Here is a 25,888-nt window from a genome sequence, read left to right on the forward strand (position 1 = left end):
ATCACCGGAAGTGCGCTGGCGTATCCTGTGATCTTTTTTTTGCACCTTGCCGCTTACTGTCGTTCCGCCGGGTCACGCTGCGATAGGCCGCCGAGGCGCAGGCCGAGCACCAGCGCGCCGCCGACCGCGACAAGGGCCGCGATCATCAGCGTCTGCTGCCAGACCGGGCCGTCCGACGGCAGGGTCGAGACGATGCGGATCAGGGCGCCCGCAACGCCCAGCGCGAGCGCCTCGAACAGCCCGTCGAGACGCCGCGAGAACAACAGGGCGGCGACGCGGAAGGCGGCGACCAGCATCAGCGTCTGCCCCAGAAGCGCCAGCGCCGGCGTACAGCGGATCATGTTGCCGAGGCTCGCGGCATCCGCGACGCAGACGCTGTCGGTGAACAGCAGCATGTAGAGCTTGAGGATCAGCGCGATGGCGAGGCCCAGCCCCAAGAGCATCTGGCAGACCACGAGGACGATCTGGGCCGGGCGCTCGAAGGCGCGATAGAGCGACAGGGCCGCCGGCGTGGCCTGGCGGGGTTCCACGTCGCGCTCGTCCTCGCGCCACCGCTCGTCCTGCATGCTTTCGCCCCTCCGTGCCAATACCGGCCAAGCGTCCTCGCCCGGTGGCATGGGCTCAAGCCCGGCGCGCGGCATGCCGTACCCAGGCGTCTGATAAATCGCGTCCGTCTGGCCAGTGGGCGGGAAGGTCGGCACGCCTCCGCGTTCCGGCATCGCGCCACACGATCGCGCGAGCGGCGGCATCGGCGCTGGTCCGGCAGAGGGTTCGGCAGGCATAATAATCGGCACGCGGTCGCCGCAGATCAGCGGGCTGCGATCGAGGGAGTGGTGCCGGTTTGGGCTTGCGAGCGACGACAGATGCGGGACGCCCCTGCGCGGAGGGCATGAGCAGGCGCCCGGTGCGGCGCGCGACAGGCTGGCTGGCTACGGCCGGCGCATGGGGCTGCCGCCTGCTCGCGGCCGGGATCGCGGTGGCGGTGATGACAGGGGCCGCTGTTTCAGCGCCGGCCTGCTCCGGGGAGCCGCGCTTGCAGACCAATGGCGTCAATCTGATCCGCACCGAGAATGCGCCTTTCGGCTCACCGGCCAGCCGCGAGAGCCTTTCCCGGCTGGCGAAGCTCGGCGCCGACAATGTGGCGATCGTGCCGTTCCTCTGGCAGCCGGGGCCTGACGATCCGCAGATCGGGCTCGGGTCCGACATGAGCCTCGACGAGCTGCGCGTGGCGATCGCGGCGGCGCAGGCGGCGGGCCTCGACGCCTTCGTCAAGCCGCATGTGTGGGTGCCTGAGACATGGGCCGGTGCCATATCGATGCCCGACGACGCGGCGTGGACCACCTGGTTCGGCCATTACCGCACGGCGCTGATCGACATCGCGCAGGTGGCGGCGGATGCGGGCGCGACGTCCCTCGCCGTCGGCACCGAGCTGGTGCAATCCACTGGCCGGCCGGAATGGCCGGGGCTGATTGCGGAGATCAGGGCGATCTTCCCCGGCACGCTCGTCTATGTCGCCCACAATGCCGACGAGGCCGAGACGGTGCCGTTCTGGGCGCAGCTCGACCGGATCGGCGTCAGCCTCTATCCGCCGCTCGGCGCCGACGACGCACGTCAGGACTGGGCGGCAGCGATGGCCGACCAGCTGGACCGCATCGCGGCCGTGTCACGGAAGAGCGGGCGGAAGGTCTGGGTGGCGGAATACGGATTGCGGTCGGCCGTTGGCGCCGCGGCCAAGCCCTGGGAGAGCGCCGAAGAACGCGACGCGGCGCCCGACGACGTCCTGCAGGCGGAAGTGATCGCCGAATGGCACTGCCAGTTCGACCCGGCCGTCGTCGAAGGCGCCTGGGTCTGGCGTTGGTTCACCGATCCCGACGCCGGCGGGCGGACCGACACCGATTTCACGGTGCAGGGAAAACTCGCCGAAGGCGTGCTGTTCTGCCAGTGGCGCGGCGGCTGCTGAGCCGCCGGACGGCTCAGAACCGGTGCCAGACAGCGGCGACAAGGCCGCGTTCGCGCAGGGCGTTCTCGCCGGCGATGGTGGCGACGCCGCCGAGCTGCAGCGACCAGCTTTCATTGACGTCCCAGACGCCGCTGAGCTGCAGCTTGTGTTCGCTGCCGCTGACGAAGAACGATTTCTCGCTGCCGTCGCCAATCGAATTGAACGACTGAACCAGAAGCAGGAGATCGTCGGCGGGGCGGGTGCCGAAGGTCACGTCGGCCTTGAACTCGCTCGGCGGGTCGCCGAAGCGGGCGCGATAGCCGAGCTGGACGTCGAGGAAGGACGACCAGCTTCCGATGCCGAAGGAGCGGCCGTAGAGCATCCGCATGTCGAGTTCGGGATCGGTGTTGCCGATGGAGGCCGGATCGTCGTCATCATAGGTGCCCGGAATGCGGGCGACGACCTGTCCCGACAGCACCGAGACGTCGTCGGACCACAGCCGGACGCGGCCGCCCAGCTCGGAATAGCCGAGCCCGAAGCGCGAGGCGTCGGTGGGCTGGCCGATATCGACCGACTGGATCTGCGGCTGCAGGATTGCCGTCACCGCGTCGGTGATGCCGTATTCGATCAGCGTGTTCAGCTCGAACTTGCGATAGTCGGGAATATCGACGGCGTTGCCATCGTCGTCGAAGCCCTTGGGCGAATCCGTATAGGTGCCCGAGACGATGATTTGACCGTGGCCCTTCGCCTGGGTCCAGGCGCCGGCATGCGCCGCGGCCGTACCGGCTCCAACAACCGCAGCGGCGAGCAGCGCGCGCATGGCGACCGCGCCGATCATGGGACGAGCAGCGCGGTGCGGGTGACGACGCGGTCGCCGCCATCCTCGGCGGCCCGCTCGGCCGCGGCGATCGCGTCCGCGACCACGTCGCGCGGGGTCCGCTCGCGTCCGTCGGAAATGACCGTTCCGACGCTGAGCGTCGTGCCGGTGCCGGCGACACCGGAGCGCGCGCGTGCGGCGAGCTCCGCCAGTTCGGCCTCGGAGCAGTTTCTTGCAAAGGCGACGAAGATGCCGTCGTCGTAATGCGCCAGATGGTCGCCGATGCGAGCCGGCAGCGCCTGCAGGACACGTGCGGTGCTCTTGATCAGATCGCGGGCCGCCTGTTCGCCGTCGCGGACGCGCAGCCGGTCCAGATCGTCGATCTGCCAGGCCAGCGCCCCGAAGCGGGGCACGTCGGCGGCGGGGGCCCGCTGGACGAGCGCCTCGAAGGGTTCCCAGCCGAGAAGACCGGTCAGCGGATCGACAAAGGTCAGGGCACTGGCGGCCCTGCCGGCTTCCGGCCCGCGCCCGGTTTCCAGAAGCTCGGCCTCGCGGGCCTGGCGCAGATCGCGCTCGCCGCGCAGGCGGGCGATGCTGCGCACACGCGCCAGCAGCTCGAGCCGATGGATCGGCTTTGTGACGTAGTCGTTCGCGCCGGCGATGAAGGCTTGGGAGAGGGAGTCGGAATCACTGAGGGAGCTGACCATCAGGATCGGCAGATCCTGGTGCCGGGCATCGGCGCGGATGCGCGCACAGACTTCGATGCCGTCCATGCCGGGCATCATGACGTCGAGCAGCACGAGGTCGAAGGCGTCATCCGACCCGCTGCCGCCCTGCGCCAGACGATCCAGCCCCTCCTGCCCGGAGGTGGCGAAGGTCAGATCCTCGTAGCCGCCGGACGACAGGGTGACGGCCATGATGTCCCGGGCATCCTCGGAATCGTCGACCACCAGTATGCGCATCACTTCCCCCTTCAACGCGCCCGGCCCGTCCCGAAACCCGCTACAGCGCGGGCGGGGTGCGGGCCGCCGCGGCCGCCCCTGTCTCATCCGGCAGGCTGCGGCTCCGGTTCCGGCCGGCGTGCATCGCGGACCAGTCTTTCATACACCCGCCATCCCTCGAAATGGTAAACGAGCCCATAATCGCGGGCACCGTTGCGGAAGAGTCGCGGAAACGCCTGGTTGATGCGATCGCGCACCACGATGTCGGCGGCCGGGTCGCGGACCGCGACAAAACGCGTCTGCAGCCTTGCCGCCAGAAGATCGAGTTCGAAGCGCGTCGAGCCCGGCACGACAAGGCCGGCACCGGTGCCGCGCAGCGCCACCAGCTCGGGATAGGCATTGGTGTCGACAAGGATCTCCGACCGGGAGGCGAGGAAGCCGGCGAGTTGCCCGAGCGGGGTCGGCGCGGCCTCGGACCGTCCGAGTGCGGCATCGCGCCACGCGGCGGTGTCGGCGGTCGGATTGTCGGCCAGCCAGAAGACGCTGCCGACGAGGCCGGCGGCGAGAAACAGGCTGGTGCGCATCATGCGCCGGCTGTTGCCCGAGGCAAAGATGGTGAAGGCGGCGGCAAGGCCGAGCACCGGCGCCAGCGCCACCGTCGGATCGAAGCGGGCACCCAGGAGGCCCGACAGGGCGAAACCGAGGATCGGCAGGCTCAAAAGCGCGATCATCGGCACGAACAGCGCCGGATTGCGGCCGGCCCGCACGGTGGCGAAAATCAGGACCGGAGCGCACAGCACCAGACCGCCGATCATGCGCAGGGCCGCCTGGCTCGGCGTCTGCGGCAGCGCATAGGCGTCGAAGGGCGCGGCCAGCGTGCCGAGAAACGCCCAGGGCGCGTCGGCGAAGACCTGTCCGACATAGGCGAAAGCGAGGAAGGCGAAGCCGAGCGGGAAGAGCAGCGACAGATAGAGGCTGCCCGGCGTGCGCTCGATGAGATGCGGTGCGGAAGCCAGCGCCAGGAGCGGCAGTGCGGCCAGTGCGAGGGCGATGCCATAGGGATGCGAGAAGGCCATGAGCGCCAGCGCGAAGGCCAGCGTCATCACGTTCGAGGCGGTCCCGTCCGCCCGCAGGCCGATGAAGCCGGCGGCGAACATGAACACCGAGGTGACCAGCAGCACCAGGCCCGGCCCGTCCGCCAGTGCCCGCAGGAACAGCGGGTTGGCGACCAGAAGCAGGGTGATGATCGCGGTGGTAACCCGCCCGATGCCGGCGCTGCCGAGGCTCGACGCGACGACGACCGCGAAGAGGCCGCCGGCCAGCGCGGCGGCCGTCAGCGCCGGCAATTGCGACGCATCGCCGACGAGCGCGGTGCCCAGCGACAGGAGATAGGGCAGCGGCGGATAGGCCGTGGCGACTGCGCCGAAGCTGTCGCGCCCCTCGGCGGCGAGGATCGCCTGTCCCGAGGAGGCCAGCACGCCGGACGAGACATAGCCATGGGCGGCGGTCCACAGCAGCGCGGCGAGGCAGACCAGGAAGAAGACGGCCCAGATGGCAAGGAGGCGCAGGGCGGCGATCATGCCGCCACCGCCGTCGCCGCTTCGGGCTTCTCCCCGTCGGCGCTCTTGGCCTGTTCCAGCTCGTTGGCGGTGAACTTGGAAATGCCGTGCTGGGTCTTTTCCCAGTAGAACGGATTGACGATGAGCTGCCACAGACCCTTGTAGGCGGCGATCGAGGTCAGCACCCAGTACCAGACGACGGTAATGCCGTAGGGCGCGAGTTCGAGCCAGCCGCGGCGGAAGGGCGCGATCATCGTCAGGTAGATGAACAGGCCATTGCCGGCCAGCAGGTTGAGCAGGGCGAAATACAGGATCGTCTGCGGAAACAGCGCGTCGAAGCCGGTGGTCTCGGTCAGGAGCCAGCCGGCGAAGATCAGCCAGAAGATCGGGTTGAGCAGCCCCGACAGCATGGTGCCGCCGATGAAGAAGACGAAGCCGGCGACGCCGAGCGGGCCGATGCTGCGGATCAGATGCAGCGGCCGGCGGGTGTGGACGAGGAAGGTCTGCATGTAGCCCTTGATCCAGCGCGAGCGCTGCCGGATCCAGTTGCCGGTGTTGCAGTTGGCTTCCTCGAAGGTGGTGGAATCGATCACCCGGACCCGGTAGCCCTTCTGGGTCATGCGGATGCCGAGATCGGCGTCCTCGGTGACGTTGAACGGGTCCCAGGCGTGCAGTTCGCGCAGAACGTCGATCTTGAAATGGTTCGAGGTGCCGCCGAGCGGGATCGGCACACCGAGACGTTCGAGGCCCGGCAGCATCAGGTCGAACCACAGCGCGTAGTCCAGCGTGAACATGCGCGTCAGCCAGTTTTCCTGCGCGTTGTAATAGTTCAGGCGGCACTGGATGCAGGCGGTGTTCGGCTCGCTCCGCCGGAAGGCGGCGACGACCTTGCGCAGCTGGTCGGGCTCCGGCTTGTCCTCGGCGTCGAAGATCACGAGGAGATCGCCGCGCGCGAATTTCAGCGCGTAATTGCAGGCCTTCGGCTTGGTCTGCGGCATCGAGGCGGGCACCCGGACGATCTCGAAGATGCCCTCCAGCCCGAGGGCCTTGGCCGCATCGATCGTCTCGTCGTCGGTCTCCTCCAGGACGATCTTGATGTCGAGCTTGGCCAGCGGATAGTCGAGATTGCGCAGGGCATGGGCGAGGATCGGCAGCACTTCAGGCTCCCGGAACATCGGCACCAGGATCGTGTAGACTGGCAGGTCCGCCTCGCGCAGCAGCCGCGCGTCGACCTCGATGGTGCGGCGGCGACGGGACTGGCCGAAGCCGCCATACCAGACGAGACCGGCCTTGAAGGCGAAATTGCCAAGATAGAACAGCGTCACGAGACAGTTGATGGCGATCAGCGTGCCGAGCGGCGCGAGATAGAAGCCGACGGCCAGCAGCGTGAACAGACCATGGCGCCGACGATCTGGTTGGTCGTGATGACCCGCTGGGCCGACATTTCCGGGTCGATCTCGGCGAGCTCGTAGACCGCCCGGTGGGACAGGTCCTCGCGAAACACCCGTTGCAGGGACCAGACGATATCGAATTTCGACGTGACGACGAGGTCGAAGGCCGGTCCGAACTTGCGGCGCAGGAAGAGAATGACCTCCGGACCCGGCCGGGCCGTCGCGATCTGCAGCCGGCCGTTCACGCGGCGCCACGGCAGGACGAGGTTGCGGGCGCAGTCGTCATGGTCGGCCGGATCGAGCAGCGCGTCGTCCGGTGGCTCGTCGATCAGGTTCACGAAGGGCAGGTCGAAATGCTCGGCGACGGTCCGGTAGAGTTCGAGCGGCCGGGCCCATGTCCGCGTCAACAGGACGTCGATCAGGCTGACGTTCCAGGCTTCGGCGCGCGTGCGCGTCTCGTCCAGCTGGGCCAGCGTGATGAGCCGCTTCTGGACGAGACGGTTGCCGATCGCGACGTCGGTTGCGCTCAACGCCATCGCGGTCAGCCGGCCCGGCGACGCCGGTAGATGCGCGACAGGAGGGTGACGAAGATAAGCGTGCCGATGATCCAGAGCGCGCCGATGATCCACGGCCAGTATTGCCGGGCCAGATCCGTCAGTGAGAGGCGATCGGGATAGGTGACCTGAACCAGCTGGTCTCGCGTGGTCGAGAAGGCAAAGGCCAGGCCGGCCTCGTCGACGAGGGCGACGTCACCCCGGTCGAGGGCGACCGGCACGATCGGCGCCGCCGCCTCGCCGGACGCCGCATCGGCGTCGGGCCGGATCCAGAGGCCGGTGACATCGCCGGCCCGCACGATCTGCACGATGGTGTAGTCGTCGAGCCCGCCGAGATCGAGCAGCGGATCGCCCCCGGCATCGGTCAACCGCACGCGGCCCTCGTCGAAGCGGACGGGGCTGTCGATCTCCTCCGGCAGCGTGTCCGCCACGAGGATGAACGGCACCTGCGGCGCTTCACCGACCGGGCCGTAGCGCAGATCGAAGGGCGTGTCCGCCGAGATCATGCCGGCGACAAGCGAGGCGGCGGCGGCTCCCTTCAGCGAGCCGGCGGCGGCCTCGGGCATGAAGACCGTGACGCCGGAACCGAAGGCCGAGGTCGCCTCGAAGAACTCCGCCGCCGGCCGGCCGAGCGCGGTCGTCTCGATGCTGCTCGTCGGCAGAAGCTGCACGGGAAAGCCCTGCGGCGGGTTGGCGCAATCGCCGGTATCGGGTTGGCGCTGGGCCAGAACCCGCAGCGCGTTCTCGCGGCCGGCGAGCCCGGCGGGGATCGATGCCGACAGGGTCACCGGATTGCCGCCCGGCGAGGTGGTGCTGGCCAGGAGGTAATTGTTGAGGAAGGCGGCGATGGTGACGTTCGAGCCGCGGGTGTCGGTCGCCACCGCCAGATCGAGATCGAGCCGGGACGGGCGCGTGCCGGCGGGCAATTGCGAACCGAGAAAGGCGGCGTCGAAGACGACCTGATCGACCAGGCTGGCGCTGGTGAGCGGGATGCCCAGATCGGCAAAGCTGGTCGCCGAAGCCGTGTCCTCGCCATCGTTTGCCGCCGCGACCGATAGGGACGATCCGAGCGCCAGGGACTGCCAGCGCGACGAGAGCAGCTCGGCGGCGGCCTGGGGGCGGTCGCCGCTGACCAGCAGGCCGGGCGCGTTGCCGAGCGACAGGACGGAGAGACCGCCTGCGCCCGCGAGCGCGGGACCGGCATCGGCCGGCGGTTCGAAGCCCAGCGCGATCGTGCCGGTCGTCCACTGCGCGTCCCCGGAGCCGTCGGTCGCCGCCGGATCGGCCGCGCGGTCGAAGGTGACGCGGGCGTTGCGGGCGACGAGCGCCGCGTTGATGCGGATCAGCGCCGCCATCTCGGCTTCGCGCAGATCGCGTTCGGGCATGCGGATGACGACGTCGTCCGGCATCATCGCCAGGACGCGGTCAATGGTGTCGAGCGCGGCCGGATCGAGCGCCACCTCCAGCGCCGAACCGGGCAGGACCGACAGGAAGTCGCCGGCGACGCGCTGATCGACGCAGCGATCCTCGGTGATCGCCCCGCTATAGCGCAGGGTCACCTTGACGAAGCCGTTCTCGATGCTGGCCGGATCGATGGCTTTCTCGACGGTGAAGCTCTCGTCCTCGTTGCCGAGCCCGCGCGCGAAGACGATCTGGTCGCCGACCAGCACCTGCATGCTGCGCTGGCTGGCAAACGCACTCTGCGAGCGTAGCGACAGGCGCAGCACCATGTCCTGTGCGGCCTCCGCCACGACCGGGAAGAACAGTTCGCGCTCGCCGTTCAGCCCGGAGAATTGCAAACCCTCGTCGAAGCCGAGTTCGCCGAGGCCGATGACGCGTCGCACGCCCGCTGCGCGCGTTGCCGCGTCGTTCGTGGAGGCCGCGGTCCCGGTCGGCACCGTCGCCGGTGCGCCCTGCACGGCCTGCCCGCTCTGGTCCGGCCGCCCCGCCGGTGCGGTCTGGGCCAGCGCGGTTCCGGAGGCGGCCGCACAGGCCATGACCGAGATCGCGACTGCGACCGTCTTGCGGGCAAGCATCATGAATATGTCTCGTTCTGTTCGTCCCGAAGCGCGCGAAGGGTTTCGAGGCCGTCCTCGACCTGTCGCTTCTCGTCGTCCGTCAGGCTGCGGTTCGTTTCGGCGACCGGGGCGATCACGGCTTCGAGCCGCCGGGCCTGCGCGCCGATCTGCGGAAAGCCGAGGGTCGGCGCGTTGCCGGCCATGGCGTGCAGCGCCATGCGCAGGGATACCACGGCCGCGGGGTCGGCGGTCGCCGTCGCCAGGGTCGTCTCGATCTCGGTAACCTGCCCCGGGAAGCGGGCATGGAACCGCTGGCCAAGCGCGAATATCCTGCTGCGGAAGTCATCCGTGCCCATGTCGCAGTATAACCTCGCCTTTCGATCACAAATATCGTGTGAACTCTTGGCTGATCCAGCCACGATGCGGCCCGTTGCTGGCATTACCGCAGAATTCGCGCGAATCCCTGCAGCCTCCGTCAGCACGTTTTCGGAGCTATCGGATATGGCGGGATCGGCAAGTCCGTAAATCTGGGGATTGACTTGTGCCGGCTGCGCACCGGTCGCATCCACCGCAAACGGGCGTGTGACGTGAACGAAAACGTGATGCGCGATTGCCTCACAATCCGGATCGCGATGGACCGTTTTCGCCTTCGGGTGTACCCTTGCGGCACGAGCGGCGGCGACGGGCCGGCAGGCGCTCAGGCCCGGCCGTTTCGCTTCATTCGACCACTTCTGAAAGGAGCTGGACGATGACGACCGCACCAAGCATCCCGCATTCCGCAGAGACAATCGGCCCGGACATCCGGCGGATCGGCACGGCCGATCTCGTCGCCTGCCTGAAGGCCGGCATCGCCGATTTCACGGCCCGGCCGACCCATTACGCCTTCCTGTGCCTGGTCTATCCGCTGATGGGCCTGGCGATCGGCGTCTGGGCGGCGGATCAGGACATCCTGCCGCTGATCTTCCCGCTGGTCGCAGGGTTTGCCCTCATCGGCCCGGTGGCGGCGATCCCGCTCTACGAGATCAGCCGGCGGCGCGAGCGCGGGCTCGACGCAAGCTGGTCGGACGCCTTCGAGGTGCTGCGTTCGCCGGCACTGCCGTCGATCCTCGGCCTCGCCAGCCTGCTGCTGCTGATCTTCGCGGCGTGGCTCTATGCGGCCCAGGCGATCTATATCTGGCTCTATGGCAGCTTGTTCGTGACAGGGTCCTACGGCGCGTTCCTCGGCGAGATGGTCACCACCACGCGCGGCTGGACGCTGATCGGCGTCGGCAATCTGGTCGGCCTCGGCTTCGCGCTCGTGACGCTGGCCATCACCGTCGTCTCGTTTCCGCTGCTGCTCGACCGCCATGGCGGCGTCGCCGAAGCGATGGCGACCTCCGTGCGGGTAATGCTGCACAATCCCGGGACGGTGCTTCTGTGGGGCCTGATAGTGGCGGGGCTGGTCTTCGCGGCCTCGCTGCCGCTGCTGATCGGCCTGCCCGTCGTGCTGCCGGTTCTGGGCCACGCCAGCTGGCACCTCTACCGCCGCGCGGTGGCGCCAGCCGGCGGCTGAACGCGCAGGGCGGGGCGACGCGCGGCGGCGTTACGAAGCCGCCGCGACGGCCGTTTCGGTGATGACAGCCGAATCGCATCCGGCGCCGGAGAAGGCGAAGACCTCCATGTCCTCGCCGACGCCGCGCAGCGGGAAGCTGCCGAGACTTTCGAGCGCCGAACTGCAGCTCGCCCGCTCGGCGAAGGCCCGCGACAGGAGCACCGGCCGCTGCACCGTCTTGGTCAGGTTTTCCAGGCGCGCGGCGGCGTTGACCGCCGGGCCGATGACGGTGAAGTCCAGACGGTTGCGCGAGCCGATATTGCCGTACATCACGTCGCCGACATGGATGCCGACGCCATAGCGCAATGGCTCGCGGCCGGCCGCGACATGGCCGGCATTGAGGACATCCATCGCCTGCTGCGCTTCGGCCAGGGCCTTCAGCAGGTCATCGCAGGCGGTCGGCCGGTCGAGGGGGAAGATCGCCAGCAGGCCGTCGCCGATGAATTTCAGGATCTCGCCGCCATGGCGCTCGACCGGCTCGCAGATCGCGTCGAAATAGCCGTTCAGGAGCTCGATCACGTCGTCGCGCGGCCACAGCTCGGAGATCCGGGTGAAGTCGCGAAGGTCGCAAACCATGATCGCGCCGGCGACCGTCGTGCCGCTGCCCCGGGTGATGGCGCCGGCGAGGATCTGGTCGCTGGCATGGGGACCGACATAGGTTTCCAGGAGGGTGCGCGCGAGCCGGTTCTTCAGCCGTATCTCGCTGACCAGCGCGAAGGCCGGCAGGAGGTCGGCGAGGAAGGCGAGATCGGCGTCGGAAAAGCCCTCCGGCGCATCGCTGGCAAAGGACACCACGTGGCGCCGGCCGAACGTGTGCTCCAGCGGCCAGGCAACATAGTCGGTCATGCCCTCGGCGCGAAGCTCGCCGAACAGCGAGTATTCGTCGGCCGCCGGCTCGCGGGCGAGGCGCAGGCGCACTTCGCTGGCGCCGCCATGCACCGCGGCGATCGGGCTTTCAAGATATTCCGCCGTTTCCAGCGCGCCGTGCTGATAGGTCTGGATATCGGCGTCGGGCGTATTGTGGCGCCACAGGATGCGCGCGCCCAGCCATTGCGGATGGTGGATGCGGAAATGCACCGTGGCGCGGGCCACCGGCAGCCCGCCCGCCCGCAGGCGGTCGCAGAGCTGCTGGAAGATGTCGTCGATGAACCGCTCGTCCTGGGTCTCGCGCACCAGCCAGTCGAGAAGCCGCGTGCGATGGAGCGGCCAGGTCCCGGTGTCGCAGGAATCGACCCGGCCTGCAGAGCGAGTGGGCTCCATCGTCATGTCCTCGAATATCTGGCGCTGATCCCCTTGGAATGGGGATGCCGGCGCCGCGGCGCAAGAGTGACAGGACGCCGCCGCCGGCAGTGTTGCCGGCCGGCACCGGCGGCCTCTGTCGCGCAGGCCGCTCCACGGTTCGGCGGCTCGAGGCCCTGAAATTCTGGGGCATGGATGCGGGACGCGGGGGCATTGCCGCGACCGCCGCCACTGCCGATGATGGCGGCGCAGCGCGAGACGGGGATGCGGTGAACGAACCGTCGCCCGCGCCGCGCACAGATTCTCCGGTCGCGGCAATCCTGCCGGCGCACCGGAAACCGGGAGTGACAACGCGTGTCCGAATTTCGTCGCGGGGCTCTCCGCCTTGCCCTTTGCACCGTCGTGCTTGCCGTATCTTCCGTCTCCGCGCCGGCCGGCCAGACCGCTTCGACGGTAGCCGCGCCTGTTTCGACGGACACCCCGGTCCGCATGGCGGCCAACGGGGTGCGGGAGATGGCCGAGCGTCGCTGCGGCTGGCTGGCCAATCCGACACCGGCGAATTTCTGGCTGACGGATGCCGACGGCACCTGGACCCTTTCCGAACAGGGCCGCGATCTCGGCAACCGGTTCCACGACATCTCGTGGCCGGAATTCGCCGCCGACCAATGGGTCGAGACGAACGGCTCCTACGGCTATGGGTGCGCGTGTTTCGACGGGGTCGTCGATCACCGCAGCGCCATCGTGGTGCGGATCGACCGGCTGCAGCCGCGCCCGCTGAACGCCTGCCTCGCCGATCCCGCCCTGCCCTCGATCAACTGACGATCCGGCACCAACCTGCTATGCTGGGTTCCGGTCCAGTGCAGCGACAGCAACTCCCCTCTCGAACGGAGCGTTCCCATGCAGAAGAGAGCGTTCGCGGCGCTCCTCGGCGCCGCCCTTTGCGTGTCGCCGGCACTCGGCGACGAAGCCTGGGTCCTGCCCGGTGGCGGCGAGGTCACCTGGGACGACGATTTCAACGGCGTCGCGGTGCTCAGCTATCCCGTCGGCCGCTCGCGCCAGCGGGTGCGCCTGTATGTTCCGGGCCTGTCTGCCGCGATCGACGATCGCGGCACCTTCCATGGCTACTGGATCGGTCCCAGCGGCGATTCCGACTGCGCCGCAACCCTGACCGGCCCCGACGGGACCCGGTCGGCGGCTTTCGGCCAGGCCATCATCACCTTCGACCAGCCCAGCTTTCCGTCCGGATGGTCGGCGCTGATCGGCCAGTGTTTCGACCCGCCTTCGGACGAGATGCGGGCGGACGCGATCTACGGCAACCAGATCGTCGTGCCACGCCATTGAGGCGCGGCGTTCCGGCGATGCGTTCCGAGGATGGACGCACAGGCCAAAGAGCGGGATGGACAGGCATTCCGCAGGTGCGGCGCCCCGCCTAGACTGGCCTGGTACCGGACACCGGCTTCGACTGTTCCGTGCCGCTCGGCGCGGCATTCATGTCCAGTCCCCACCCGAACGAGGCGACGACCATGACCTCCACCATCCGCGGCATTCTCGTGGTCGCCGGCCTGGCGCTGGCGTCGCCCGCGGTCGCGCAAGGCATCGTCGACGAATTCTGCACGACGATCACCGAGAACGACAAATCGGCCTCCGACGGCTTCCAGTTGACGGATGCGGCCTCGATCCTGCGTCAGGATCGGGCCAATTTCCACAAATTCGGCTATCGCGACCGCGGCGATCAGGATGACAGCACGTTCGGCTCGAGCAGTGCCCGGGCCCAGATCCCGGCCATGCTCGACAATGGCCAGACCGATCCCAGCGTTCTGCGGGCCATCGTCCGGGGAACGCCGCGCATCTGCGTCGAGGTCTATCCCGGCTACCTCTACGTCTACGTCAATTGACGCGCAGAACGCGCCGGCCGATGGCGCCGGACATCCACGTTCCGACAGGTATCCAGCCGATGAAACTCGTCACGCTCTGCGCCGCGGCCATGCTGGCATCGACCTTCCATGCGAGCGGTCCCGCTGCCGCACAGGCGCTCGATCCGTGGTGCGAGCAGCAGGCCCGGCAGACCTGCGGCGACCAGGACGGCGCCCTGAGCATGACCGACTGCAGCAGCGAGCCGGATTTCTGGTCCGGCGTTCCGAACGAATGCGTCGGCGACCTGCAGACCATGGTCGAGATGGAGCGTGAAGCCGGCGTCGGCGGCGGGTCGGCATCCCAGCCCTCCGGCACGATGCTCGGCTTTTCCTATGGCGGCATCCTGCGCGAAGGGCCGGGGATGGATTTCCGCAGGATCGCCTCGCTGCGAGACGGCGACGAGATCGAGATCCTCGAGGACACCGGGATCTGGTTCGACGGCTACAAATGGTTCCGGGTCGCCACGGCGCGCGGCACCGGTTTCCATTGGGGCGGCATCTTCTGTCACGAAGGCGGCGCCAGCGTCGACGGCATCCTGTCGAGCTGCAACTGATCCGCGACAACCGGTGCCGGGCCATTCGAGCCACCCGCCGATCATCGCCTACCTTGAGGAAATCCGCATGAACCGCCCCGTTCTGATTGCCGCCTGCGTCGGCTTCGCGCTCCTCGTCGGCGCCACGTCGATCGTCCTGGCCGAGACGCTGCTCGCCACCAGCACCACGGCCATGGCGATCACCGGCGATGTAGAGATGGACGATTTCAGCATGGTCTTCGCCGACGGGACCCGTCTCGATTTCGATGAGCTGGTGGGCGACAGCTTCGTGGTGGACGGCGAAACCGTCAACGCCTCGGTCTATTCCGTCGCGGCGCCCATGGATCCGGTGCTGCTCAACGGAAACCGGCTCTGCGGCTCGGGGCCGGTGACCTATATCGCAAGCTGGGGCGCCGACAGCGACGTCGCGGTGGCCGTCTTCGACACCCAGGACATTCCCGGCAGCGACGCCGACATGTGCGCCCTCTATTATTACACCTACCCCAACTAGGTTCGCCGGTGCCGCCCTTCGCCACGCGCCGCCCGGCCCGGCCCAGTTGATGGGGCCGAACGAACCCTCCGAGCGCCGGGCTCTCGCCCGGCCGTTGGCGCGGACGACGCTGGCGCTCTACGGCCTCTATCTGACCGGCGAGTTCCTGGTCGCCGGCGCCCTGACCTCGGCGTCCGACATCGGCATCAGCGTACTGATGCTGGCCGCCTGCATCGCGCCGGTCGCCGGCCTTGCCGGGCTGGTCTTCGCAACATCCGGCCGGTTTCGCGGCGTTCTTCTCGTCCTTCTCCTGATCTGCGCGGCCGGTGGCACCGCACTCGACGCCCATGCCCTGCATTTCGCGGCGCCGGACGGCCAGAACGCCATCGTCGTCGCCATGGTGGCCGTCTGGCAATTCGTCGTCCTGATCCTCGCCGGCGCTGCCGTGCTGGTCTTCCGGCGCGTCACGCGTCGCCGGTCCGCGGCAGCGCGCTGAGCGTTCCGGCGGCCGGTCCCGGCGCCCCTCCGCGTCCCGATCGGTGCAGGCCGGTCACCCCTTCGGCATTTCGCCTCTGAGCCATTGCGATTGAACGGATTTTCCCCTTAGACACGATTGGGGGACGTTGCATGAGGCGGGGAGTGACTGGTGTCGACGAGTGAGGATGGGCGCGCACGACCCGACGTTCCCGTCATGCGGTTTTCCAGCGACGCCTTCGCCCTGAAAGACCGTTTCGAAGCCTATCGCGATCTCTATGCCGGCGGCACCGAGGTGACCCGTCTCGGCGCCGGCTTTGCCGCGCAGTTCGAGGCGCGACCGCTGGGCGAGCTGGTCATTTTCGAGCGCTGGCTGAACGACGTCGCCCATGAGCGGTCGGCGCAGCGGATCCGGCAGGACGGGTTCGAGCATTTCGTCATGCAGCTCAACCTGTCCGGCGTGCTGGTCGTCGAGACCGCCGACGGGGCTGCGACCGTCAGGCCGGGCGAGATCATCATCCTGGATACCGGGCGGCCCTACGGCAATCGCTGCGGGAACGCCCATGTCCTGACCTTCTCGGTGGCGCGATACGTCGTCGAGCGCGCCTATCTGGGTGGCCGGGATCTGCATGGCCGCATCCTGAGCGCCGAGCGCGGCGCGCTCCTGGCGGATTTCATGGCGTCGCTGACCCGCAATGCCCGCACGTTGTCGGCCGACGCCGTCAACGGCATGGTCGGCATCTTCTCCGAGCTCCTGATGATCACGCTACGCCAGGACGACGGCACCGCCAGCGCCGAGGCGCGGGGCAAGCTCAAGCTCGCCCAGGAGCTAATCGAGGAAGGGCTGTCGCGGCACGATCTCGACCCCGCCGTGATCGCCGCGAAGGCCGGCATTTCGCGCTCGCGGCTCTACGAGATGTTCAAGCCCCATGGCGGGGTCGCCAGCTACATCCGGCGGCGCCGGGTGCATCGCTTTCGTGCGCTGCTCAGCCAACGCCGCGACATGCGCAGCATCGCCGAACTCGCCTTCGCCTGCGGTTTCGCCAGCGAAAGTCATGCCAGCCGGACCTTTCGCGAGATCTTCGCCATGCCGCCCGGACAGTTCCGGCGACGCCAGGGCGGCCCCGCCTCCCTACCGACGGTGATGGCAGTGGTGCCGGGACGCGACGGCTTCGCGCCCTGGGTCAGCTCGCTCAACATGCGGGCGCAAGCCCCAACTTCATGAAGCCTGACATGCGGGCGGGGCCGAACGGGGCGTGGAACCTGGCGCTCGCCCTGGCCATGGTGCATCTGGTCTCCTCGCTCGACCGGCATCTCCTCAGCCTTGTCCTCAGTCCGATCAAGACAGAGCTCGGACTAAGCGACACCCAGCTCGGCTTCCTGCACGGCACGGCCTATGTCCTGCTCTATGCCGCCGCGATCGTCCCGCTCGGTTACCTGGTCGACCGGTTCGACCGGCGCCGCATCATCCAGGCGGGTATCCTCGCCTGGACCGTCGGAACGGCCGCCTGCGCGCTGGCGCAATCCTATCCGCAACTGGTGCTGGCGCGCATGCTGGTGGGCCTCGGCCAAGCGGCGCTCGTGCCGGCCGCGACCAGCCTTCTCGCCGACAGTTTCGCAGGCCGGGGGATCGGCAAGCCGATCGCCGTCTTCACCTCCGCCGCGACGTTCGGCCGGGGACTGGCGCTGCTGGGCGGCGGCGTGGCGCTCGGCTGGATCGGCCTGTGGGGTCCGGGCAGTCCCCTGGCGAGCCTTGCGCCCTGGCGCACCCTGCTGCTCCTCTCGCTGATCCTCAACCTCGTCGCCTTCGCCTGGCTTTCGGCCATGGACGAGACGCCGCGCAGCCAGGGCAACGCGCCCCGCCCGCCGGGCATCTTCGCCGTCGCTGCCGGCCGCTGGGGAACGTATCTGGCCTATCTCGGCGCGTCGGCGGCAACGATCCTGCTGGTCCAGGTCACGGCGGCCTGGGGGCCGACGCTGCTGGTCAGGGGCTTCGACCTGACCCCGGCCGCCAGCGGTCTCCTGTTCGGCCCGATCGTGGTCGGCTTCGGCCCGGCGGGAAACGTCTTCGGGGGCTGGGCGATCGATGCGCTGACACAGCGGGGGGTGCGTGCCCCATCGGCCTGGGTCGCGGTCGTCGCCCTGCCCGCGGCGCTGTTCGCCGGCGCGGTCTTCTGCCTCTCGGCCGACCTCGTTGTCGCGCTCTGCGCCCTTGCGGCGATCACCTTCTGCCTCGGCTTCACGACGCCGGCCGGGCTCGTTGCGATCCAGCGGATGACGCCGCCGGGCCTGCGCGGCCGGGCCACGGGCCTGTTCGTCCTCATCGTCACGATGGTCTCGCTGGGCCTCGGGCCGCTGACGGTCGGATGGTTCAGCGACCATGTCTTTACCGGCCCCGCCGGCCTGCGCCAGGCGACCCTCGCCGTCCTCGCCCTCGGCGCCCTGCTCGGAACGTTCTCGGCACTTCAGGCCGCCAGGCTCGAGCGGTTGGCGGGGACTGTCCTGCCGGGCGATGCCGGTGCGCCGAACGGTGCGCGGAAAGCCCGCGCCTGAACCGTCCCGGCGGAGCCTCCTGCCGCGAAAACTCCTGAATCTCTTGGCAAGACACCGGAGATTTCGGGCCTACGGAAGACGGTGGTCGGGGCGCTAGCGCGCCTGGTTGAAGGCCTTCATTGACGTAAGTGTCCCTTACATGTCTATCTCAACCAGGCGGCGCAGTGCTCCCGCCTCAGTTGCGGGCCGCTCCATGTGCGGCGACCGGACCGACATCTCAAAACAATAAGGTGGAACGTCCATGGGTATGGGGCATATCGAGGTCGAGCTGCTGATCCACGAACACTCGCACAAGCCGATCACCGGCGAAGTGCTGGCGGTCGGGCGACAACATATCTCACCGAGCCCGGACGAGATTCTCGCGATGATGGCGCGGCACGGCGTGACGCCCGTGCGCACCGATTTCGAACCCGACACGTTGAACACACATCATAGCGAGGGCGAGCATCCGATCCTCGACGCCTCGCTGTTCCGGGCGATGGGCAATGACAAGTACTTCGTCGCGGACATCAGCCCGTATGAAGGCGCCGACTACATCTTCGACGTCTGCGGCGAGGTGCCGGAAGAGCTGATCGGCCGGTTCGACTTTATCATCGACGGCGGCTCGCTCGACAACGTCTTCGATCCCCTGTCGATGGTCCGCAACATGACGAAGATGCTGCGCCCGGGTGGCCGGATGTTCATCTTCGCCTGGTCGAACGGTTTCCCCTCGGCCTATGTGAAGATCACGCCCGACTGGATCATGGATTATTGCCTGGTGAACGAGTTCGCCGACGCCAAGGTCTATGCGTCGCGCTGCGACATGCCCTTCGACGATCCGAAGCTCGGGCAGAGCGTCGATCTCTTCCACTACCATCCCTATATCGACACGCCGAACGGGCCGGTGGCGGAAGCGGCCTATGTGCGCGTTCCGGGCTACGGATCGACCTATTGCATCGCCGAGAAGGGTGAAGACACGACGCATCATCGCATGGCCGTGCAGAAGCATTATCGCGGACAGGACGTGGAACCGTATCTGACGTCGGCCAAGCGTTTCCATGATTCGACCCAACCGGCATTCTCGCTGCCGGGCGCCGAGGTCCCGGACATGCCGCCGATCAGCGATCAGATCACGGTCCGGCCGGTGGCGCGGTTCGGCACGCCCAGCACGATCAGCCTGCCGGACGCCATCTTCAGGAGGCTCGACCAGATCGGGACCGATACCCGGCTTTCCCGGCTGGAGGCGCGGCTTCAGGCGGCCGAGGCGGGGCAGCGCGTGGGAGAGCTGTCGAACCGAATGTATTACGAGATCCAGGGCGTTGCGACCCAGCAATATGCACTCGAAATGCAGGTCGCGACGGTCTCGGACCGGACGTACAGCGAGTTCCAGAAACTCTCGCGTCAGCTCTACGAATATTCGGTGCAGCCTGCGACGCAGTCTTCGATTCCGGGGGTGCCGGGGCGTTTCCTGTCACGGGCACGCAGGGCTTTGCTGCGGCTGGCCGGCCGGTAGATCGCGGCAGCCGGTTTCGAGCCCCTTTCGTTCGACGCTGGCGGTAGGGACAGCAGGGGCGCCGACGAACCCGTTGGCTTGCGGCGGGATCAGCCCCGCCGGCGGCGCAGCCTTTGCGCAAGAAAAATCTGGCGTGCGAAACCCTTGAGGTCGACCGCCGGAGATGGTGGCGGGCCGTAGAGGTGACGGTCGAGGCGGGCGAAGGCCGTCCGGGCGGTGGCGGGCAGTTCGCCGCGCGATCCCGACAGGCCGGCGGCAGCAGTCCGGGCAGCCCGGGCATCGTTGCGGGCGGCGGCCCGGCGAAGCGCCACGGCGTTGCGATCCGGCAGGAACCGGCGCAGGCGGCGGCCGATCTCGGCGGGCGAGACCAGGCGCCGGCCCGGCAGGGCCAGGAGCAAGACGAGGAAGCAGCTTCCGAGTCCCGCCAGAAGCGGTGCATTGCGGGCGATGAGGCCGGACCAGCCGCTGGCCTCGGGCTCCTCGGCGATCGCGGCGAAGGCGATGCGCTGGGATTTCAGCACCGCGTCGCGCATTTCCCGCGTCGTGGTATCGAACCAGGGAATGTGGAAGGCCTCCAGCCGGCCCGGCTGCGAGGAGACCGGCCGCATGCGCCATTGCCAGACGACGGTGGACACCGGCCCGTTCTCGGTCAGTTCGACGCTGCGCCGTTCGGGCGCGATGAAGGAGATCAGCCAGGGTGCGATCATCCGGGGCGGCGGCGGCAGCGAGCCGGGCGGCACCCCTTCGGCGACGATCGTCACGGTGCGCGTCGCGGTCTCGCCATTGGCCAGCATGGCCGGGTCCATGTCCCATTCGTCGCTGTAGCTCAGCGAGCGGGCCGGCAGCCACCAGCCGCCCTCGGTCGCCGGGCGCGGGACGGCGATGATGGTGACGGGCTCGGAGACGACATTGTGGACGAAGCGCTCGCCATTGTTGGCGACGAGCGTCAGCCGGTGGGTGAAGGCGCCCACGGTCAGGTCGCCGCCGCGTTCGGGAAAGATCGCCAGCCGCCGCTCGAAGACGGTCAGCTGGCGGCCGTCGATGCGCTGGGTCGTCCAGCTGTCGCGGCCAAGCTGCATCCAGGAGAAATTGCGCAGATCCGGCTGGACCAGCGTCTCCAGCGCGATGGTCACGTCGTAGAGGCCGCGAATGGTGACCAGCACCATCTCGTCCTCATAGGGGTCCGCCGGCATCGCATCGACAACCACCGCCAGCCGCGCGTCGCGCGCCGACACCTGCGGCGCCGCGCCGGCGGGGCCAGCCGCGGCAAAGAGGAGCAGTGACAGCGTGAGCAGGAGCCGTTCTACCATGCGGTGTCCTCCGGCGGGTTGGCGAGGCCAAGATCCTGCCGGCGCTGATGCTCGGCGCGCAGCCGCAGCTTCAGGAAGGCGCCGGGATCGTCGGGCAGCGTCGTCAGCCAGTCTTCGCTGGCCACGACCCCCTGGCCGGTGCGCGGCCGCACGACCGAGCGCTGCTCGGCCAGTGTGAGCGCCTTGGGCACGTCGCGCTTGGTCGGCTGGGCGGCGGCGTCCTCGGCCTCGATATTGGCCGCGATGCCGTCGATGTCGTTGGATTCGCCGACTACCGGGTCGATGTGGGCGGCGACGAGGGCGCGGTTGAAGCGGGCATCGGCATCGGACGGATCGGCGAACAGCACGGCGTCGAAATAGGCGACGGCCTCCGCGTAGCGGCCGAGCGCGGCAAGCCCGACGCCGCGATTGTAGGTGGCCTCGGAGCCGGCCTCGCGAAACGCCAGATCGGCTTCGGTATAGTGTCCCGCACGGTAGAGCGCGACGCCGCGCACCGCCGGCTCGGTGGTCAGGCTGGCGGCCCATCCCGGCAGACCGGTGGAGAGCGCCAGCCGGCCGAAGGCGGCGGGACCGGCGGCGAGCGCTGCGCATGCGGCCACGACCAGCGCGAGGAATGGCAGAACCCAGCGCCGCATCAGACGCTCCTGCGGAACAGGGCGAGCGCCGGAAACAGCGCCAGCACGAGGAGATAACGGCCATAATCGGTGTAGTGCAGCACCGCGTAGTCGCCTTCCGCCAGAGCATCGGAGCGGCGCCGGCCGATCCCGTCCGCGACGGCGAGCGGCGCGGTGGCATCGGCGAAGAAGCCCTCACCGGCCGCGGCCAGACGCTCCAGCCCCGCCGGATCGGGCGGGGGCATGTCGCCGGGGCGCTGGCTCGGCGCGACATGGATCGCCGAGACGAAGGCGCCGGCGGCGCGCAAGGCCGCGACTTCATCGAAGGCGGCGGGGCCCAGCCCCTCCCCGTCAGTGACCAGCACAACGTCGGCGCGCAGGATCTGCGCTTCCGCCAGCGTGCGGCGGGCCAGCGCCAGCGCCCGGTCGCTGCGGCTGCCGGGGTCGGGCACCGTCTCGCCGTCGAGGACGGCAACGATGGAGCCGAGCGCCGCCGGATCGGTGGTAAAGGCCGTCGCCACATAGGCTTCGCCGGCATAGACGATGAGACTGACCGGCCGGGTGCCGGCCCGCTGCAGGACAAGCTGGGCGGCGGCTTCGGCGTCGTCGAGGCTGCCGCCCTCGGCGATGGAGCGCGACAGGTCCATCGCGACGACGATGCCGTCGAGATTGCGGAAGGTCGGCGCGCCGCTATCGCGCTGGGCAGGGCCGACAAGGGCCAGCGCCACCAGGCCGGCGACGGCGATGGGCAAGAAGGCGTGGCGGGCACTGCCCGGCACCAGCCGGCCCAGCCGCGACAGCGCCGCCATCAGGGCCGGGTCGACGGCGCGCTCCCAGCCGGCAAGGCCCCGCGACCGGCGGGCGAAGACGACGCCGGCCACGAGGGTCAGCACCAGGACCGCCAGCCACCAGGGCCGCAGCAGCAGAAGATCGCCCGGCAGGCTCATGCGCCGCGCCTCCATCCGATGACGAGGCCGAGCGCGCAGAGGAAGCCGAAGCCGGCCGGCCAGATCCAGTAGGAACTGTAGATTTCGGCCGCAGGCCGCTCGAAGGCGCTGGTCTCCAGCGCATCGATGGCACGCGCCACCTGCCGCAGATCGTCGGTGGTGCGAACGCGGAAGGTCTCGCCGCCGCTGGTTTCGGCGATGGCCCGCAGGGTCGCCGTATCGACGGCGTCGCGGGATTTGGGGTCGGTCTCCAGATCGGCGGGGCCGAGGGCGATGGTGTGGACGCGGATTCCGAGTCGCTCGGCCAGCGACCCGGCATCGCGCGGCTGGACGGCGCCGGCATTGTTGACGCCGTCGGAGAGGAGAACGACGACGCGCGAGCGTGCATCGGAGCGGGCGAGCCGCTTCAGGGCGAGGCCCAGCCCGTCGCTGATCGCGGTGGACCGGCCGGAAATGCCGATCGTCGCCTCGTCGACGAGGCGGCCCACCGCCTCGACGTCGAAGGTCAGCGGCGCGGCGAAATAGGAGGTCTCGGCGAAGATCACCAGCCCGACGCGGTCGCCGGCCCGGGCGCGCACGAAATCACGGGCCACTGCCTTCACGGCGTCGAGCCTCGAGACAGTGGCGCCGTCGAGGACGAAATCCTCCTGCTCCATGCTGCCAGACAGGTCGATGGCGAGGACGAGGTCGCGGCCGCTGGCCGGCAGGGCCTCGACGGCTTCGAGCTGCTGCGGGCCGGCCAGCGCCACGACCAGCGCGATCCAGGTGAGCGCCGGCAGTAGCTGGCGGACGCGGGCGCGCATGCCGTCCGCTGCCCCGGTGGCCAAGCGCGCCGCGATGGAGCCGGGCACGACCAGCGCGCCGGTCGCGGCCTGGCGCGGTGGCAGGAGCAGCAACGCCGCGAGCGGCAGCGGCAAGAGAAGCAGCGCGTAGGGGGTGGCGAAGCTCCACATGGTCATGCCCTCACCCGCAGACGCCGGCGGCCGCGGGCCATCGTCAGGATCGCCGCGTCGATGGCGTCGAGATCGGGCGTGGTGCCCGGCCGGTAGAGCGAGGCTCCGATGTCTTCGCGCAGGATCGCAGTGGGATCGGGCCTGTTACCGGGCCTTGCCGGCGCGGCGTGGCGGCGCAGACGGTCGATCAGCGCCGCCTGCCGGAACAGGCGATCCTCGGCCGGCAGAAGGCGCGCGGCGGCGATCTCGCGCCGGGCCATGGTCAGCGCGGTGTCGCGCCGGCGGGTGACGAGATGCAGCAGCGCCAGGAGGAGAAGCCCCGCGAGGATGCCGAGCGCCGCCGCGGCCAGCACTTCGGACCCGTCGAAGGCGGCGAAATCGGCCGGCAGCCGCACCGGGCGCAGTCGGGCGACGAGATCAGGATCGGTCGACATCGTCGCGCTCCAGAGCCTCGGCCATCCTGTCGTATTCGGCATCGGCCGCCACGATGCGCACCTCCGCGCCGAGGCGTTCCAGCCGCTCGCGGCGCAGATCGGACCTCGCGGCCGTGTCGGTGCCGGACACGAAAGCCCAGCGCAGGCCTGTCAGCCCGGCCGGCGCATCGCCGGACAGGAACGGATAGGCACCGCGCGGCGGGGTCTCCTCGAAAGCATCGCGCACCAGGATCGTCACGATCCGGGCGCGGCGGCGCAGGGCCAGCGCCAGACCGTCGAAATCCGTGCCCGGCACGTCGAGGCCGGTGGCGAGGAACAGCGTGCCGCCCCGCGGCACCAGCCGGCCGGCGGGTTCGAGCAGCCGGTCGAGCGGCGCGTCGTCGAGATGGCCGGCGGCGGCGCGTTCGAGCGCGATGGCATGGGCGCGGGCGAGGCCGCCGGCGATCGCCGCCATGCCCTTCTCGCGGGCCTGCGGCGCAACATAAGCCGGCTCACCGAGGCCAAGGGCCAGCAGTCCCACACGGCCGCCCGCCTGCACGACACGCCATCCGGCCAGCATCAGCGCGTCGGCGGCCGCGACCGAGCGCAGGCGCCGGCGGGTACCCCAGAGCATGGCCGGGCGGAAATCGGCGACCAGCAGCACCGTCTTCTCGCGTTCGTCGCGGAAGGTGCGCACATGCGGCCGGCCGGTACGGGCCGTCGTCGCGGCGTCGAGATGGCGGCTGTCGTCGCCCTCCGAAAAGGGTCGCACGTCGACGATCTCCAGCCCGTTGCCGCGGCGCTTGCCGGCAAAGCCGCCGGGCCGGCCGGTCGGGGCCAGCCGTTGCTCGGGGATATGCCGGACGTAGTGGCGCAGCCGGAACAGCGCGTCGGCATCGACGGCGATGCCGGCATGGTCCGCCGGCGGGACGATGCGGCTCATCAGAGCGGCTGGACGAGGTCGACGAGCCGGGCGACGAGGCTGCGCGCCGTGACGCCGTCGGCCGCGGCCCGCCAGGTCGGCACGATGCGGTGGGCGAGAATGTCCGGGGCCAGCTCGCTCACATCCTCCGGCACGGCGTAGTCGCGGCCGCGCAGATAGGCGCGGGCCTTGGCCGAGGCCGCCAGCGCCAGCGTGCCGCGGGGCGACACCGGATGCTCGATCGCCTTGCGGATGTCGGGGGCCGGCTGGTCCTCGCGCGTCGCCATGACGAGACGCACGATGTAGTCCTTCAGCGCCGGCGCCAGATGCACCTTCGCCGCGGCCTGCCGGGCGGCGACGATCGCCGCGCTGGTCACCGGATGCGGCATCGCCGCCTCGGTGCCGCTCGCCTCGCGCTCGACGAGGTCGAGGATGGCGAGCTCGGAACGGGCATCGGGCATGTCGACGAGGACATGCATCAGGAAGCGGTCGAGCTGGGCCTCGGGCAGCGGGAACGTGCCCTCGTGCTCGATCGAGTTCTGGGTCGCGACCACCATGAAGGGATCGGGCAGCGCATAGGTCGTGCCGCCGGCGGTCACCTGCCCCTCGGCCATCGCCTCGAGCAGGGCCGACTGCACCTTGGGCGGGGCGCGGTTGATCTCGTCGACGAGAACGAGGGAGTGAAACACCGGACCCTGGACGAATTCGAAGACGCCCTTTTCGGGGCGAAAGACCTGGGTGCCGGTCAGGTCGGCCGGCATCAGGTCGGGCGTGCACTGGATGCGCGAAAAGGAGGATTCCAGCCCGTCGGCCAGCCGCTTGACGGCGCGGGTCTTGGCGAGCCCGGGGGCACCCTCGATGAGGAGATGGCCGCCGGTCAGGAGCCCGATCATCAGCCGTTCGACAAGGGGCTGGTGACCGATCAGGCCGGTCTCGACGGCCCGCTGCAGGGCCGAGAGGGCATGGGCGTCGCCGCCATCCGGCCCGTCATTCGACAGAGCGGGTTCGACGTCGCGCGAGACCGCGGTTGCATCCTGCATGGCACTCATATCCCGATAGATTCACGTCGGCGCCGCGGGCCGGTGCCACTCCACCCGGACGCCGGCACTATGTCGGATGCATCGGGTCTTGGGTAGGGCATCACGCCCGGCCGCACACAGGCAATTTGCCCGATCGGCGGCGCCCCCCTTGCAGCGGGGCTCCGGCTTGGGCCTGATCGTCGGAT

Annotated in this window: 27 protein-coding genes; 11 read left to right on the plus strand and 16 right to left on the minus strand. The window is 69.3% G+C overall.

The window, feature by feature from the left end:
* Positions 1-53 precede the first annotated feature (53 nt).
* Entirely contained in the window at positions 54-566 is a 513-nt protein-coding gene (locus ACEQX1_RS07020) for a hypothetical protein (RefSeq protein WP_370193893.1), read from the minus strand.
* A gap of 467 nt (positions 567-1,033) precedes the next feature.
* On the opposite strand from ACEQX1_RS07020, the gene ACEQX1_RS07025 reads away from it, so the two are divergent.
* The gene (locus ACEQX1_RS07025) at positions 1,034-1,960 is read left to right on the plus strand and encodes a hypothetical protein (RefSeq protein WP_370193894.1); all 927 of its coding nucleotides are present in this window, start codon (positions 1,034-1,036) and stop codon (positions 1,958-1,960) included.
* Positions 1,961-1,973: 13 nt separating this feature from the next.
* On the opposite strand, the gene ACEQX1_RS07030 is transcribed toward ACEQX1_RS07025, so the two are convergent.
* The 7 genes from ACEQX1_RS07030 to ACEQX1_RS07060 all read right to left on the minus strand — a co-directional run bounded on the left by ACEQX1_RS07030 (position 1,974) and on the right by ACEQX1_RS07060 (position 9,980).
* Complete coding sequence (locus ACEQX1_RS07030; RefSeq protein WP_370193896.1) at positions 1,974-2,777, minus strand: hypothetical protein; 804 nt, start codon at positions 2,775-2,777, stop codon at positions 1,974-1,976.
* Positions 2,774-3,718, minus strand: a complete 945-nt coding sequence (locus tag ACEQX1_RS07035; RefSeq protein WP_370193897.1) for a PleD family two-component system response regulator — start codon at positions 3,716-3,718, stop codon at positions 2,774-2,776. Before ACEQX1_RS07035 ends, ACEQX1_RS07030 begins: the two co-directional genes overlap by 4 nt.
* 83 nt (positions 3,719-3,801) lie before the next feature.
* A complete protein-coding gene (locus ACEQX1_RS07040; protein WP_370193899.1) occupies positions 3,802-5,277 on the minus strand; it encodes a hypothetical protein in 1,476 nt (491 codons plus the stop codon).
* Positions 5,274-6,581: a glycosyltransferase family 2 protein gene (locus ACEQX1_RS07045; RefSeq protein WP_370196650.1), complete on the minus strand. Its 1,308-nt coding sequence runs from the start codon at positions 6,579-6,581 to the stop codon at positions 5,274-5,276. Before ACEQX1_RS07045 ends, ACEQX1_RS07040 begins: the two co-directional genes overlap by 4 nt.
* Before the next feature lie 17 nt (positions 6,582-6,598).
* Positions 6,599-7,177 carry a hypothetical protein gene (locus ACEQX1_RS07050; protein WP_370196651.1) on the minus strand — a complete coding sequence of 193 codons (579 nt, stop codon included), beginning with the start codon at positions 7,175-7,177 and terminating at the stop codon, positions 6,599-6,601.
* Positions 7,178-7,188: 11 nt separating this feature from the next.
* The gene (locus ACEQX1_RS07055) at positions 7,189-9,240 is read right to left on the minus strand and encodes a hypothetical protein (RefSeq protein ID WP_370193902.1); all 2,052 of its coding nucleotides are present in this window, start codon (positions 9,238-9,240) and stop codon (positions 7,189-7,191) included.
* Positions 9,237-9,980, minus strand: a complete 744-nt coding sequence (locus ACEQX1_RS07060; protein ID WP_372521425.1) for an Hpt domain-containing protein — start codon at positions 9,978-9,980, stop codon at positions 9,237-9,239. Before ACEQX1_RS07060 ends, ACEQX1_RS07055 begins: the two co-directional genes overlap by 4 nt.
* Between ACEQX1_RS07060 and ACEQX1_RS07065 the strand changes: the two genes are divergently transcribed.
* A complete protein-coding gene (locus ACEQX1_RS07065) occupies positions 9,968-10,771 on the plus strand; it encodes a DUF2189 domain-containing protein (protein ID WP_370193905.1) in 804 nt (267 codons plus the stop codon). The genes ACEQX1_RS07060 and ACEQX1_RS07065 overlap by 13 nt on opposite strands.
* 30 nt (positions 10,772-10,801) lie before the next feature.
* Here the strand turns inward: ACEQX1_RS07065 and ACEQX1_RS07070 are convergent, their stop codons facing one another.
* Positions 10,802-12,076, minus strand: coding sequence for an adenylate/guanylate cyclase domain-containing protein (locus ACEQX1_RS07070; RefSeq protein ID WP_370196652.1), 1,275 nt, complete (start codon positions 12,074-12,076; stop codon positions 10,802-10,804).
* A gap of 462 nt (positions 12,077-12,538) precedes the next feature.
* On the opposite strand from ACEQX1_RS07070, the gene ACEQX1_RS07075 reads away from it, so the two are divergent.
* From ACEQX1_RS07075 to ACEQX1_RS07115, 9 genes are all read left to right on the plus strand, one after another.
* A complete protein-coding gene (locus ACEQX1_RS07075; RefSeq protein ID WP_370193908.1) occupies positions 12,539-12,868 on the plus strand; it encodes a DUF4087 domain-containing protein in 330 nt (109 codons plus the stop codon).
* A 78-nt stretch (positions 12,869-12,946) separates the two neighbouring features.
* Entirely contained in the window at positions 12,947-13,390 is a 444-nt protein-coding gene (locus ACEQX1_RS07080) for a hypothetical protein (RefSeq protein ID WP_370193910.1), read from the plus strand.
* A 149-nt stretch (positions 13,391-13,539) separates the two neighbouring features.
* The gene (locus ACEQX1_RS07085) at positions 13,540-13,944 is read left to right on the plus strand and encodes a hypothetical protein (protein ID WP_370193912.1); all 405 of its coding nucleotides are present in this window, start codon (positions 13,540-13,542) and stop codon (positions 13,942-13,944) included.
* A 59-nt stretch (positions 13,945-14,003) separates the two neighbouring features.
* Positions 14,004-14,516 carry a hypothetical protein gene (locus tag ACEQX1_RS07090; protein ID WP_370193913.1) on the plus strand — a complete coding sequence of 171 codons (513 nt, stop codon included), beginning with the start codon at positions 14,004-14,006 and terminating at the stop codon, positions 14,514-14,516.
* Between the two features lie 67 nt (positions 14,517-14,583).
* A complete protein-coding gene (locus ACEQX1_RS07095; protein WP_370193914.1) occupies positions 14,584-15,006 on the plus strand; it encodes a hypothetical protein in 423 nt (140 codons plus the stop codon).
* 49 nt (positions 15,007-15,055) lie between these two features.
* Entirely contained in the window at positions 15,056-15,481 is a 426-nt protein-coding gene (locus tag ACEQX1_RS07100) for a hypothetical protein (protein WP_370193916.1), read from the plus strand.
* Positions 15,482-15,631: 150 nt separating this feature from the next.
* On the plus strand, positions 15,632-16,684 hold the full coding sequence (locus ACEQX1_RS07105) for a helix-turn-helix domain-containing protein (RefSeq protein ID WP_370193917.1): 1,053 nt from the start codon (positions 15,632-15,634) through the stop codon (positions 16,682-16,684).
* On the plus strand, positions 16,681-18,012 hold the full coding sequence (locus ACEQX1_RS07110) for an MFS transporter (protein WP_370193918.1): 1,332 nt from the start codon (positions 16,681-16,683) through the stop codon (positions 18,010-18,012). Before ACEQX1_RS07105 ends, ACEQX1_RS07110 begins: the two co-directional genes overlap by 4 nt.
* 241 nt (positions 18,013-18,253) lie before the next feature.
* Complete coding sequence (locus tag ACEQX1_RS07115) at positions 18,254-19,504, plus strand: hypothetical protein (RefSeq protein WP_370193919.1); 1,251 nt, start codon at positions 18,254-18,256, stop codon at positions 19,502-19,504.
* Between the two features lie 89 nt (positions 19,505-19,593).
* Here ACEQX1_RS07115 and ACEQX1_RS07120 read toward each other — a convergent pair whose 3' ends face one another.
* Genes ACEQX1_RS07120 through ACEQX1_RS07150 form a run of 7 tightly spaced genes read right to left on the minus strand, consistent with a single transcriptional unit; the run spans position 19,594 to position 25,703 of the window.
* Positions 19,594-20,814, minus strand: a complete 1,221-nt coding sequence (locus tag ACEQX1_RS07120) for a hypothetical protein (RefSeq protein WP_370193920.1) — start codon at positions 20,812-20,814, stop codon at positions 19,594-19,596.
* A complete protein-coding gene (locus tag ACEQX1_RS07125) occupies positions 20,808-21,449 on the minus strand; it encodes a tetratricopeptide repeat protein (protein ID WP_370193922.1) in 642 nt (213 codons plus the stop codon). The genes ACEQX1_RS07120 and ACEQX1_RS07125 overlap by 7 nt, the downstream gene beginning before the upstream one ends.
* The gene (locus ACEQX1_RS07130; protein ID WP_370196653.1) at positions 21,449-22,375 is read right to left on the minus strand and encodes a VWA domain-containing protein; all 927 of its coding nucleotides are present in this window, start codon (positions 22,373-22,375) and stop codon (positions 21,449-21,451) included. Before ACEQX1_RS07130 ends, ACEQX1_RS07125 begins: the two co-directional genes overlap by 1 nt.
* Positions 22,372-23,334, minus strand: coding sequence for a VWA domain-containing protein (locus ACEQX1_RS07135; protein ID WP_370193924.1), 963 nt, complete (start codon positions 23,332-23,334; stop codon positions 22,372-22,374). The genes ACEQX1_RS07130 and ACEQX1_RS07135 overlap by 4 nt, the downstream gene beginning before the upstream one ends.
* A complete protein-coding gene (locus ACEQX1_RS07140; protein ID WP_370193925.1) occupies positions 23,331-23,762 on the minus strand; it encodes a hypothetical protein in 432 nt (143 codons plus the stop codon). The genes ACEQX1_RS07135 and ACEQX1_RS07140 overlap by 4 nt, the downstream gene beginning before the upstream one ends.
* Positions 23,746-24,684: a DUF58 domain-containing protein gene (locus ACEQX1_RS07145; protein WP_370193926.1), complete on the minus strand. Its 939-nt coding sequence runs from the start codon at positions 24,682-24,684 to the stop codon at positions 23,746-23,748. Before ACEQX1_RS07145 ends, ACEQX1_RS07140 begins: the two co-directional genes overlap by 17 nt.
* Positions 24,684-25,703 carry an AAA family ATPase gene (locus ACEQX1_RS07150; RefSeq protein ID WP_370193927.1) on the minus strand — a complete coding sequence of 340 codons (1,020 nt, stop codon included), beginning with the start codon at positions 25,701-25,703 and terminating at the stop codon, positions 24,684-24,686. Before ACEQX1_RS07150 ends, ACEQX1_RS07145 begins: the two co-directional genes overlap by 1 nt.
* Positions 25,704-25,888: the final 185 nt, after the last annotated feature.

The organism is Aurantimonas sp., assembly GCF_964217435.1.
GTDB lineage: Bacteria > Pseudomonadota > Alphaproteobacteria > Rhizobiales > Rhizobiaceae > Aurantimonas > Aurantimonas coralicida.

Excerpts from the sequence above, each read along its gene's own strand:
- ACEQX1_RS07020 (WP_370193893.1), bottom strand. The coding sequence starts at position 566 with ATGCAGGACGAGCGGTGGCGCGAGGACGAGCGCGACGTGGAACCCCGC.
- ACEQX1_RS07030 (WP_370193896.1), bottom strand. The coding sequence starts at position 2,777 with ATGATCGGCGCGGTCGCCATGCGCGCGCTGCTCGCCGCTGCGGTTGTT.
- ACEQX1_RS07035 (WP_370193897.1), bottom strand. The coding sequence starts at position 3,718 with ATGCGCATACTGGTGGTCGACGATTCCGAGGATGCCCGGGACATCATG.
- ACEQX1_RS07040 (WP_370193899.1), bottom strand. The coding sequence starts at position 5,277 with ATGATCGCCGCCCTGCGCCTCCTTGCCATCTGGGCCGTCTTCTTCCTG.
- ACEQX1_RS07055 (WP_370193902.1), bottom strand. The coding sequence starts at position 9,240 with ATGATGCTTGCCCGCAAGACGGTCGCAGTCGCGATCTCGGTCATGGCC.
- ACEQX1_RS07065 (WP_370193905.1), top strand. The coding sequence starts at position 9,968 with ATGACGACCGCACCAAGCATCCCGCATTCCGCAGAGACAATCGGCCCG.
- ACEQX1_RS07070 (WP_370196652.1), bottom strand. The coding sequence starts at position 12,076 with ATGACGATGGAGCCCACTCGCTCTGCAGGCCGGGTCGATTCCTGCGAC.
- ACEQX1_RS07075 (WP_370193908.1), top strand. The coding sequence starts at position 12,539 with ATGGCGGCCAACGGGGTGCGGGAGATGGCCGAGCGTCGCTGCGGCTGG.
- ACEQX1_RS07080 (WP_370193910.1), top strand. The coding sequence starts at position 12,947 with ATGCAGAAGAGAGCGTTCGCGGCGCTCCTCGGCGCCGCCCTTTGCGTG.
- ACEQX1_RS07085 (WP_370193912.1), top strand. The coding sequence starts at position 13,540 with ATGTCCAGTCCCCACCCGAACGAGGCGACGACCATGACCTCCACCATC.
- ACEQX1_RS07090 (WP_370193913.1), top strand. The coding sequence starts at position 14,004 with ATGAAACTCGTCACGCTCTGCGCCGCGGCCATGCTGGCATCGACCTTC.
- ACEQX1_RS07095 (WP_370193914.1), top strand. The coding sequence starts at position 14,584 with ATGAACCGCCCCGTTCTGATTGCCGCCTGCGTCGGCTTCGCGCTCCTC.
- ACEQX1_RS07100 (WP_370193916.1), top strand. The coding sequence starts at position 15,056 with ATGGGGCCGAACGAACCCTCCGAGCGCCGGGCTCTCGCCCGGCCGTTG.
- ACEQX1_RS07110 (WP_370193918.1), top strand. The coding sequence starts at position 16,681 with ATGAAGCCTGACATGCGGGCGGGGCCGAACGGGGCGTGGAACCTGGCG.
- ACEQX1_RS07115 (WP_370193919.1), top strand. The coding sequence starts at position 18,254 with ATGGGTATGGGGCATATCGAGGTCGAGCTGCTGATCCACGAACACTCG.
- ACEQX1_RS07120 (WP_370193920.1), bottom strand. The coding sequence starts at position 20,814 with ATGGTAGAACGGCTCCTGCTCACGCTGTCACTGCTCCTCTTTGCCGCG.
- ACEQX1_RS07125 (WP_370193922.1), bottom strand. The coding sequence starts at position 21,449 with ATGCGGCGCTGGGTTCTGCCATTCCTCGCGCTGGTCGTGGCCGCATGC.
- ACEQX1_RS07130 (WP_370196653.1), bottom strand. The coding sequence starts at position 22,375 with ATGAGCCTGCCGGGCGATCTTCTGCTGCTGCGGCCCTGGTGGCTGGCG.
- ACEQX1_RS07135 (WP_370193924.1), bottom strand. The coding sequence starts at position 23,334 with ATGACCATGTGGAGCTTCGCCACCCCCTACGCGCTGCTTCTCTTGCCG.
- ACEQX1_RS07140 (WP_370193925.1), bottom strand. The coding sequence starts at position 23,762 with ATGTCGACCGATCCTGATCTCGTCGCCCGACTGCGCCCGGTGCGGCTG.
- ACEQX1_RS07145 (WP_370193926.1), bottom strand. The coding sequence starts at position 24,684 with ATGAGCCGCATCGTCCCGCCGGCGGACCATGCCGGCATCGCCGTCGAT.
- ACEQX1_RS07150 (WP_370193927.1), bottom strand. The coding sequence starts at position 25,703 with ATGCAGGATGCAACCGCGGTCTCGCGCGACGTCGAACCCGCTCTGTCG.